We start from the raw sequence: 10,680 nt of genomic DNA on the forward strand, positions 1-10,680 counted from the left end.
GCGCACGGTCTGATTCGCGGATGCGCACGATGCGCGCGCCACCCTACCGGGAGCCGTTGTCGGAGGCTGCACGTAGGATCGGCCTCGCGCGGGGAAGACCGTCGCCACGGGGGCGCCGGTACGGAATTGCCCGTCCGTATTGAGGAATTGATGCGCCGGTGAGCCAGATCGTCGTCAAACGCCCACCGCGGTCGCTTCCGCCGGAAGTGCCCACGGATGCACTGACCTTGGAGGCCCCTCCCGAACTGCCGCGTGGGCAGCAGGAGGGCATGCTGATGCAGATCCTGCCGGTACTCGGCATGGGTTCTTCGGTGGTGTTCTTCTTCTCGCCGCAGGCACCGCCGTTCATGCGGATCATGGGTGTGCTGATGCTGGTGTCGACCGTCGGCATGGTGGTCGCCCAGGTCGTCCGCTATCGCAAAGGTGCGCAAGGGCAAATCGCGGATGTCCGCCGCGACTACCTCAAGTACCTGGCCCAGTCCCGCCGTGCGGTGCGCAAGACCGCGCGGGCGCAGCGCGACGCGCAGTTGTATCTGAACCCCTCCCCCGAGCAGCTCTGGTCGGTGGTGGCCGAGGGGTCGCGGGTGTGGGAACGGCGCGTGGGGGACGCGGACTTCGGGCAGGTGCGGCTCGGTCTCGGTGTGCAGCAACTGGCCACACCGCTGGTCGCTCCCGACACGGCGCCCGTGGACGAGCTGGAGCCGCTGTGCGCGGGGGCGATGCAGCAATTCCTGGCGGTGCACGGGTCGTTGGACGGGCTGCCGGTCGCGGTGTCGATGCGCGCCTTCTACCACGTGACCGTGTCGGGCGACCCCGAGACGGCGCAGTCGGCGGCGCGTTCGATGGTGGCCCAGCTCGTCACACTGCACTCCCCCGAGGATCTCAACGTCGCCGTGGTGGCGGCCCCGGGCGCCGTCCCCCGCTGGGACTGGACGAAATGGCTGCCGCACACGCAGGTGCCGGGGCAGATCGACGGCGCGGGCACGAAGCGGCTGTTCGGCGACGATCTCGGGGAGCTTGAGCTGATGCTGCGCTCGCGCCTCGACGGGCGGCCGCGGTTCGGCAGGGACTCCCAGCCGGTCCTCGACCAGCCGCACATCCTGGTGGTGCTGGACGGCGGGATGGTGCCGCCCGACTCGCTGTTCGCCGCCGCCGAGGGCGTGCAGGGCGTGACGATCGTCGAGGTCGTGCAGGGGGATCTCGACGAGCCGCGCGGCGGTCTGTCCGTGGTGGTCAGGCCGGGGCGGCTGTGGATCGAGTCCGGCGCCGGTGTGGCGTACGAGGGTTCGCCCGACGGGATCTCGCTGCCGGCCGCCGAGGCGCTGGCGCGCCAGCTCGCGCCGCTGCGCACGGGCGGCGGCGACGAGGACGAACCGCTGCTGGCCAACCTCGACTTCACCGATCTGCTGAATCTGGGCGACGCGGGCGCGATCGACGTGGCGCGCACCTGGCGTCCCCGGTCGACGGCGGAGCGGCTGCGGGTGCCGATCGGGATCGGCGAGGACGGCTCGCCGGTGATGCTGGACCTCAAGGAGGCCGCGCAGGAGGGCATGGGGCCGCACGGGCTGTGTGTCGGCGCGACCGGTTCCGGCAAGTCCGAGCTGCTGCGCACCCTGGTGCTGGGCCTCGCGGTCACCCACTCGTCGGAGACGCTGAACTTCGTCCTCGCCGACTTCAAGGGCGGTGCGACGTTCACCGGCATGTCGCAGATGCCGCATGTCGCCGCCGTCATCACGAACTTGGCCGACGACCTGACGCTCGTCGACCGCATGGGCGACGCGATCCGCGGTGAGCTGCAGCGCCGCCAGGAGCTGCTGCGCTCGGCGGGCAACTACGCCAACATCCACGACTACGAGAAGGCGCGGGCCGCCGGGGCGGCGCTGGAGCCGCTGGCCTCGCTGGTGCTCGTCATCGACGAGTTCTCCGAACTGCTCACCGCCAAGCCCGACTTCATCGAGATGTTCATCCAGATCGGCCGGATCGGCCGGTCCCTCGGTGTGCATCTGCTGCTGGCGTCGCAGCGGCTGGAGGAGGGCAAGCTGCGCGGCCTCGACACGTACCTCTCGTACCGGATCGGTCTGCGCACGTTCTCGGCGGCCGAGTCCCGTACGGCGCTGGGCGTGCCGGACGCCTACCATCTGCCGTCGGTGCCGGGCTCCGGGTATCTGAAGTTCGGTACGGAGGAGATGACCCGCTTCAAGGCGGCGTACGTCTCCGGTACGTACCGCACGGGCGGGCCCGATCTGTCGGTGGGCCAGTTGCATGTCGAGCGGCGGCCCGCGCTGTTCACGGCGACGCCGGTCCCGGTGGTGTACGCGCAGCCGGACCTCGGTGCGGCCACGCCCGACACGTCGGGGGACGACGCGCTGGCCGACACCGTGCTGGACGTCATCGTGCGCAGGCTCGACGGACAGGGCGTGCCGGCCCACCAGGTATGGCTGCCGCCGCTGGACGAGGCGCCCACGCTGGACTACCTGCTGCCCGGTCTCGCGCCGACGTCGGACCGCGGGCTCACCGCGACGGAGTACAGCAGGCCCGGCGGGCTCGTCGTGCCGCTCGGCCTCATCGACAAGCCCTTCGAGCAGCGCCGTGAGGTGCTGTACAAGGACTTCGCGGGCGCTTCGGGCCACATGCTCGTGGTGGGCGGCCCGCAGTCCGGCAAGTCGACGCTGATGCGCACCCTGATCTCGTCGTTCGCACTCACCCACACCCCGAGCGAAGTGCAGTTCTACGCGCTGGACTTCGGCGGTGGCGGGCTCGCCTCGCTGTCGGACCTGCCGCATGTCGGCGGTGTCGCTTCCCGGCTCGACCCCGAGCGGGTGCGCCGCGCGGTCGCCGAGGTGCTCGGCGTGCTCAACCGCCGTGAGGAGTTCTTCCGGACCAACGGGATCGACTCCATCGCGACGTACCGGCGCAGGCGCGCCGCCGGTGAACTGCCCGGCGAGGCATGGGGAGATGTCTTCCTGGTCATCGACGGCTGGGGCGGCTTCAAGAACGAGTACGACATGCTGGAGCCGGTCATCTCCGACCTCGCGGCACGCGGTCTCGGCTACGGCATCCATGTCGTCGTCACCGCCGCGCGGTACATGGAGGTGCGCTCGGCCCTCAAGGACCAGATGCTGGGCCGGCTGGAGCTGCGCCTCGGCGACGTCATGGACTCCGAGTTCGACCGCAAGGTCGCCGCCAACGTCCCCACGGGGGTGCCGGGGCGCGGCCAGGTGGCGGAGAAGCTGCACTTCATGAGCGCGCTGCCGCGTATCGACGGGGTGAGTGACGCGGCCGACCTCTCGGAGGGCACGGCGGCGTTCGTGGCCGCCGCGCGGAGCAGTTGGTCGGGGCCCGCGGCGCCGACCGTACGGCTGCTGCCGCGCAAGCTGGCGGCCGAACAGCTCCCGAAGGGCTTCGAGTTCCCGCAGCACGGCATCGCGATCGGGATCGACGAGACCAATCTGGAGCCGGTGTTCGTCGACTTCGAGACCGATCCGTTCCTGCTGATCTTCGGTGAGAGCGAGGCGGGGAAGACGGCCGCTCTGCGGCTGATCGCGAAGCAGCTCTCCGAGCGCTACACACCGGACCAGGCGCGGATCGTGGTGGGCGACTACCGGCGTTCGCTGCTGGAGGCCGTACCGAGTTCGCATCTGCTGGAGTACGCGCCGATGGCGTCGGCGATGGACATGCACATGGACGCCATCGGGACGGTGATGGAGAAGCGGGCGCCGAAGCCGGACATCACACCGCAGCAGCTCCGCGACCGGAGCTGGTGGACCGGGCCGCAGCTCTTCGTGATCATCGACGACTACGAGCTGGTCGCGACCAACTCGGCCAATCCGCTGGCGCGGCTGGTGGAGCATCTGCCGTTCGCCAGGGACGTCGGTATCCGCTTCATCGTCGCCCGCAGCGCGGCAGGCGCCTCACGCGCCATGTACGAGCCGTTCATCCAGCGGATGAAGGAGCTGGGCGCGCAGGGCGTGCTGATGTCGGGCGACCCGAGCGAGGGCGACATCCTGGGCAACGTCAGGGCCCGGCCGATGCCTCCGGGGCGCGGCACGTTCGTCTCGCGCAAGCGCGGCGGCGCACTGGTGCAGTTGGGCTGGCTGCCGGACAGGTGAGCCGCCCGCCGCTACGCTGAGAGGCACAGATCGTCCGCAATACCCGGGAGGGACCGCGCCGATGTCCGACGCAGCCGACAAGGAACGCGTGAAGGAAGAGCTTTACGCTCTCGACATCTCCGACGTGGAGTGGCTCGGTGCGCCGGGCACCGAGGCCGACGAGGAGCGGGTGGAGATCGCCTATCTGCCCGAGGGCGCCGTCGCGATGCGCTCGTCGAAGGACCACGACACCGTGCTGCGGTACACCAAGGGCGAGTGGGACGCGTTCGTACTCGGCGCGCGGGACGGGGAGTTCGACCTCAAGTAGCGGTCGCGGGCAGCGCTGAAGGGGGTGTCCGCCGGGCGGACACCCCCTTCGTCGTGCGTGCTGTGCTGTGCGGGCAGGCCGTGCGGTGCGTGCGGTGCGGGTGGTCAGCCCATCTGCATGCGGAAGCGCGCGGCGTTGCCCTTGTCGGTGTCGTGGTAGCCGATGACCGACTCGTCCAGCAGCGCTGCGATCCGCTGCAGGTCCTGGTTCATGCCGGCCATGTCGTTCGTCAGCCGGGTCTGGCTCTCGCCGTAGGCGGTCTTCGCCTCACCGTCCCAGTTCGCGGCAACGGCCTTGACCTTGGCCATCAGGTCTTCGAGCCCCTGGTTGAGCTGGGTGGCGGTGGTCCGGACGTCACCGGCCGCGCTGGTGACGGTGTCGTAATTGACTGCGGTGGTCATGTCTCGCTCCTCAAGACGGGTTCAGCGGGTGCGACGAGCTGCGGGCCGGATACGGCTCAGGCCATGCCGAGGATGGCGCTGCGGCCGGAGGACGTGTCGTCCATCTTCCGGAACGAACGGATGCGCTCGTCCTCCTGGTTGCTGAAGCCGTCGGCGCTCATGCGCATGATCTCTTCGAGCTTGACGAGCTCGACCCGCATCCGCGTCAGCCGGTCGTTGAGGTCCTTCTGGACCCGGTCGTACTCCTTGCTGGCGGCGCCGCGCCAGCCGGCCTGGATGCGGTCCACCACCGCGTTGAGGGAGTTGATACGACGGTGCAGCTCGTCGTGGAAGTCCTGAATCCGGTTGGCGAGATCAACTTGATCCGAACTGGTTACGTTAAGGTCGTTCGACATCCTGCTCCTTCTTCCTGTCTACCTGCAGCGAACGATGCGGGCGGGAAGTACCGCGATGCCGCCCCCGTGTGGGAAACACACGCAAGATGATCCCCACCTCACTCTAGCTACTCACGACGCCAGTTCCAACTGCAAAGTCACGTATGCATACTTGGGGAATCCGGCGTTCCGCGAAAAGGATCTCCGGGTGATTTCCCGGCCCTTTTCCTGCGGCTGTCACGGATGACCGTGGCGGTTCCGGCGACCACTGCCACCAGGACGGCCGCGATACCGAGCGCGTAGGTCGCGTACCGCTCCGTACGCTCCTGCGGTGTCTCGGTCAGCGCCAGATGGGCCGGCTGCGCCGCCGGGGCCTTGGGCGGGCCCGGGTCGGCCCGCGGGGCCTGCGGCGCGTGATCGTCGTCCGTCAGCGCGCGCACCGGGTCGACCACTCCCCAACCGACGTAATTGTCGCGGCCGTTGATACTGCGTTCGGCGGTCTGCTCGATCTGGGCGACGATCTCGCGCGCTTTCCAGTCGGGGTGTTTGGCGCAGAGCAGCGCGGCGACGCCCGCGACATAAGGCGCGGAGAAACTCGTACCGTTGTCGAGGCACTGACCGCCGCCGGGGACCGTGGAGACCATGTCCACACCGGGGGCGGCGACGCCGAGGAAGGTACCGGCCTGGGAAAAGGTCGCGCGTTCGTTGTTGCGGTCGGAAGCGCCGACGGCGAGCACACCGTCGATACCGGCGGGATACGTCATGCGCAGTTTGCCGTCCGTGCCGTCGTTGCCGGCCGATGCCACCACGACGATGTCATTGGCCAGCGCGGCCCGCACGGCTTTGTCGAGGCCCGAGCGGGGCGCCGGTGCTGACACCGTGTCCTGGGAGATGTTGATGACGTCGGCCTTCGCGGTGACGGCGTAGTTGATCGCATCCGCCATCGTGTCCTGATTGCCGCTGTTCTTGTCGTCGTTCTGCCGGATCGGGATGATCGTGGCCTCCGGCGCCAGACCGACGAAGCCGGTACCGGCGCGGGGCCGGGCCGCGATGATCCCGGCGACCTTGGTGCCGTGGCCCACCTCGTCGACCGTGCCGCCGCGCTTGCCGCTCTTGCCGCTCTTGAGGAAGTCCCGGCCCGCAGCAGCGTCGACCGCCGTCTTCAACTGGGGGTTGACGGTGTCGACACCGGTGTCGATGACGGCGACCCGTACCCCCTTGCCCTTGGTGTCCTGCCACAACTCGTCGAGCAGCACCCGCTGGAGCGCCCAGGGGGTGCCGGCGATCTGCTTCTTCATCGGGAACGTGCACTCGCCGGTGCCGTCGAGTGCTGCCGGTGACGCCGGTACGGAGGCGGCGGAGGCGGCAGCGGCGGGCGGCAGGGCCGTCAGGCCGACCAGGGCGGTGGCGCAGGCCAGCAGTGCGCAGGTTCGCAGCGGCATCGTCACCCCTCCCTACGAACCCTGCGGCTGGCGCGCGCTGTTGGTGTCGAGCCGGGGCCCCTTGGACAGGAACTCCGCCCACGCGATGGGCACGAGCGCCGGGGTGACCTTCTCGTAGCCGAGCCTGATCTGTGCCTCGCTCGGCTCGGGCCTGCCGTCCTGCTGCTTCTGCTGGTCGCCGGTGCCGATGTCCGAACGGGACGCGTCGCTGTCGCCGTTGGCCTGGACGGCGTAGCGCAGTCCGGTGTCCGTCACCAGGAAGAGTGAGCCGTCGGGCGTGGTCTGCCGGTCATGCACCTGGGTGAAGAGCAGCCCGCTGCCCGGCGTGACATACGTGCTGGTGCCGCCCGTGGTGACCTCGGCCGGGTAGGCGGGGCCCGCCCAGGTGGACAGCGTGGCGGTGCCCTTGCCGTCGACCTTGCGCAGCACACTGCACACCGTGTCGCGTGCGCCGTCCCCCGCCGCGGAGTTGACCTGGACGGTCCGCTCCTTCGGCCAGGCGTTGCCCGCGGCGAAGAAGTCGGCCTCGGGGGTGATCGACGCGGCGTCCACGGTGGCCGCGGCGCCGGCCATCTTGAGCTCGACCGTCTGCGGGGAGTTGATCAGCAGCCAGGCGGTGAAGTCCGACACGGGCTGGACCTTTCCGGCCAGCACGACGTAGTGCTGCGGTCCCGATCCGGTCTGCGCGGTGAGCACCATCCCGATCCGGTCCTGCCCGGCGGTCAGCCCGCCGCCGACGCCCGCGTCGTCCGCGACCTTGCCCGGGACCTGCGGGAAGTCGACGGGCGTGCCGGTGCGCAAGGTCGCCAGCCAGTCGTCGGTGACGGCCTGCGGCTCCCGGCCCACCCCGATGAGGGCGCGGGTCAGGTTGTCCGTCGGATCGCCCGTGAGCTGGTACTTCGTACCGCCCGCGTCGACGAGATAGCGGGTGCCCTTCTGGCCCCGCACGTAGAGCACTTGGCCGCCGGTGAGCCGCTGCTTGCCCTCGGTGCGGTGGAAGTCGCGGTCGGCGAAGACGAAGGCGGCCTTCTGCACACTGCCGCCCGTGCCGCCGCCCGGCTGCTCGCAGACCGCCCAGCGCTTGGGCTTGGCCGCCTCCGTGTCGCTCGGCAGCCGGTCGGGCGCGTACGGGATCCCGAGGATCGGGCCGCGCGGCGGCTTGCCCGCGTCCAGGATCTTGTCGCTGACCTGGACGACACCGAACTGCTGCGGTGTGAGCAGCAGTCGGGCCGAGGCGAGGTTGAGCACGGGGTGGAGCAGGGTCTCCTTCTTCTTCCCGTCGGGCGTGGTCAGCACCACGTAACGGGTCGTGGAGTCCTTGCCGACGATCACTTTCGTGCCCGGCTTGTCCCAGTCCTTGGGCGCGTTGGGTTTGAACATCCCCAACGCACCGAATCCGGCCAGGATCAGCGCGCCGACGATCACACTCGGCAGGACGGCGCGCAGCGGTCGGGGCGCACCCTCCTCCGAACCTGAAGGTGAGGGTTGGAGAAACGCGGCCACCGTGCGTTTCTTCGCGAAGGTGTACGCGTTCAGCTCATCCCGCCGTGATGCCATGAGTCCCCATAGGTGAAAAAAGGCGCGGTCTCCCGCCAGGGGGTCAGGTAGTCAGCAAGCCCCCCGGGCCCTGCCTGGTTGTCGGACCGGCCCCCTACTATGCCTGTAGACGGGGCGTCGTGGTGTGGCGGGTAGGGTGATCCGGCCGCCAAAGCCCTGTCGTAGCAGGGTGATCGGGACGAATCGGGGGGATTTTCCATCATGGCTTCCGCGACGCAGACGCGGCCCGCCGCGGCAGCGCCGTCCTCGGCCGCAGCACCGGGTCCTGCCGTACCCGGGCTGCCTGCCGTACCCGGACTGAGAGGGCGGCCAGGGCATTTCGGACCGTTTCGCATGCAGCAGTTCGTCCTGGTCGAGCTCGCGGCGGCGGTGCTTCTGGTGGCCTGGGTCATCGACACCCTCATGCTGGTGCCGGCCGGTGTGATCGCCGCGTTCCTGGTGCTGCTCGCCGTGGTGCGCAGACACCGGCGGTCGCTGCCCGAGTGGCTGTCGACGGTGTTCGCCCTGCGTGCGCGCACCCGCAGGGCGGCGTCCCTGGTCATCCCGGCCGGTACGGAACCGGGGCTCGCGCCCGCCGTCGAGTGTGATCCGGCTTTGCGTACGTACTCGTTCAGCGACCGCGACCGGCGCCCGGTGGGCATGGTCGGCGACGGTACGTTCCTGACGGCGGTCGTCCAGATCGAGTCGGAGGGCACGGCGCTGCGCCCCGACCGCTCGGCCCGGCCGCTGCCCGTCAGCCTGGTGCGCGATGTGCTCGATGTCGACGGCATACGGCTGGAGTCGGCGCAGATCGTGCAGCACACCCAGCCCGCACCCGCCCCGCATCTGCCGCAGCAGTCCGTCGCCGCGCGCAACTACGCCCCGTTGCAGGCGCAGACCGGCTCACCGGCCGTCCGGATCACCTGGATCGCGCTCAAGCTCGACCCGGAGCTGTGCCCGGAGGCGGTGGCGGCGCGCGGCAGCGGTCTGACGGGGGCCCAGAAGTGCCTGGTGCGCTCGGCCGACCAGTTGGCGAGCCGGCTGACCGGCGCCGGGTTCCGCGCCACGGTACTGACCGAGCAGGAGCTGACGGCGGCCGTCGCCATCTCGTCGTGTGCCAACCCGATGGCCATCGCCCAGGCGGGCCGGACGGAAACGCCGACGCGCCGCACCAAGGAGACGTCCCGCACCTGGCGGTGCGACGACCGCAGACACACCACGTACTGGGTGGGCCGCTGGCCCCAACTGGGCGGCGGTGGCGCCTCGATGCCCCAGCTCGTCGCCCTGCTCACGTCGATCCCCGCGCTCGCCACCACCTTCAGTCTCACCCTGGGGCGCGGCGAGCGGCAGGGCGTCACGGTCAGCGGGCATGTCCGGATCACCGGCCGCAGCGACGAGGAGCTGGTCGGCGCGCGGCACGAGCTGGAACGCGCCGCGCGCGGGGTCAAGACGGGGCTGGTGCGTCTCGACCGGGAACAGGTGCCAGGAATGCTCGCCACACTGCCGCTCGGGGGGACCCGCTGATGTCCGCACCCACCACTCCCCACCCACGCAACACACCCACCACGCGCAACACACCGGCCACACCGGCGCGGGCGGCGGCGCCGGTCCGTGGCGGTGGCAAGCCGCGTATCGGCTTCGGCCTGATCGGCCCCCGCCGGGAGCGGCACGCCCTCTCGGTCGACGAGCTGACGTCGCTCGCCGTGCCGGTCGGTGACGACGGCATGGTGATCGGCGTCGACGCCAACGGCCGCCCGGCCGTTCTCGGCATCAACAGACCCTCCCCGTACGACGTCACACTGATCGGCGGTCTGTGGACCGCCCAGGTGCTGGCGCTGCGCGCGGCGGCGACGGGCGCGCGGATCGCCGTCGAGACGGGCCGCGCCGCCTCCTGGACGACGCTCGCCCAGGCCGCCGGCGGCGGGCAGCCGTGCATCACGCTGCACGACGTGGGACGCGTACCGCCGCAGGGTGCGTCGGCGGTGAGCCCGGTGATCGTGGTGCGGGACTGCGGGATGCGGCCGCCGCGCGGCCGTGTGGTGTCGGCGCCCTGGCAGTCGGTGCTGACACTGCTGCCGTATCTGAGCCCGGTGGCACCGCGGTTGATGGAGAAGTCGGGACTCGTCGGGATCCAGCGGGTCTCTCCGGACGAAGCCACCCGGATCGGCCGGATCATGGAGCTGCCACGGGCCGAGACGGAGGCGCTGTCGACGCTCGCCGACGGGGTCACGCTGTGGTGCACCGCGCGGGATCGCCAGTTCGTGATGACCCAGGCGACGGACGCCGAGATCGGACTGCTGGGCAGCGCGCGCCGGATGGACTGAAGCGGACGAAGTGAAGCGGTACGCGATTCGCCCGGCAGGTGCGGTTTTTGTCAGGATCTCGCGTGGAAGTGGACGGATTTGCCCCCGGCGGTCGTTCACCTCGTGCCGCAGCAGGTTCACTTGAGCGCGGACGTGACGTAACGGGTCTGCTGTCGTCGGGCGGTACGCCCTGCCCCGGGGTTACTTT

The 10,680-nt window shown here is 70.3% G+C and carries 8 protein-coding genes; 4 read left to right on the forward strand and 4 right to left on the reverse strand.

Features of this window, described 5'->3' with window-relative positions; genetic code table 11:
* The first annotated feature begins 158 nt into the window (after positions 1 to 158).
* The gene (gene eccCa / locus ACZ63I_RS33350; protein WP_469343154.1) at positions 159 to 4,109 is read left to right on the forward strand and encodes a type VII secretion protein EccCa; all 3,951 of its coding nucleotides are present in this window, start codon (positions 159 to 161) and stop codon (positions 4,107 to 4,109) included.
* 61 nt (positions 4,110 to 4,170) lie between these two features.
* On the forward strand, positions 4,171 to 4,416 hold the full coding sequence (locus ACZ63I_RS33355) for a DUF397 domain-containing protein (RefSeq protein WP_469343155.1): 246 nt from the start codon (positions 4,171 to 4,173) through the stop codon (positions 4,414 to 4,416).
* 104 nt (positions 4,417 to 4,520) lie between these two features.
* Here ACZ63I_RS33355 and ACZ63I_RS33360 read toward each other — a convergent pair whose 3' ends face one another.
* The 4 genes from ACZ63I_RS33360 to eccB form a co-directional block, all read right to left on the reverse strand.
* Positions 4,521 to 4,817, reverse strand: coding sequence for a WXG100 family type VII secretion target (locus ACZ63I_RS33360; protein ID WP_469343157.1), 297 nt, complete (start codon positions 4,815 to 4,817; stop codon positions 4,521 to 4,523).
* Between the two features lie 56 nt (positions 4,818 to 4,873).
* Positions 4,874 to 5,212 carry a WXG100 family type VII secretion target gene (locus tag ACZ63I_RS33365; RefSeq protein WP_469343158.1) on the reverse strand — a complete coding sequence of 113 codons (339 nt, stop codon included), beginning with the start codon at positions 5,210 to 5,212 and terminating at the stop codon, positions 4,874 to 4,876.
* A 137-nt stretch (positions 5,213 to 5,349) separates the two neighbouring features.
* Entirely contained in the window at positions 5,350 to 6,633 is a 1,284-nt protein-coding gene (mycP, locus tag ACZ63I_RS33370; RefSeq protein WP_469343160.1) for a type VII secretion-associated serine protease mycosin, read from the reverse strand.
* Positions 6,634 to 6,645: 12 nt separating this feature from the next.
* Positions 6,646 to 8,190: a type VII secretion protein EccB gene (gene eccB, locus ACZ63I_RS33375; RefSeq protein ID WP_469343162.1), complete on the reverse strand. Its 1,545-nt coding sequence runs from the start codon at positions 8,188 to 8,190 to the stop codon at positions 6,646 to 6,648.
* 201 nt (positions 8,191 to 8,391) lie between these two features.
* On the opposite strand from eccB, the gene eccE reads away from it, so the two are divergent.
* Both eccE and ACZ63I_RS33385 read left to right on the forward strand, forming a co-directional pair.
* Positions 8,392 to 9,693 (forward strand): type VII secretion protein EccE, encoded by a 1,302-nt coding sequence (eccE, locus tag ACZ63I_RS33380; protein ID WP_469343163.1) that lies wholly within the window; start codon positions 8,392 to 8,394, stop codon positions 9,691 to 9,693.
* Positions 9,693 to 10,493 (forward strand): hypothetical protein, encoded by an 801-nt coding sequence (locus tag ACZ63I_RS33385; protein WP_469343164.1) that lies wholly within the window; start codon positions 9,693 to 9,695, stop codon positions 10,491 to 10,493. Before eccE ends, ACZ63I_RS33385 begins: the two co-directional genes overlap by 1 nt.
* Positions 10,494 to 10,680 lie beyond the last annotated feature (187 nt).

It is taken from the genome of Streptomyces sp. NPDC087906 (assembly GCF_055584925.1).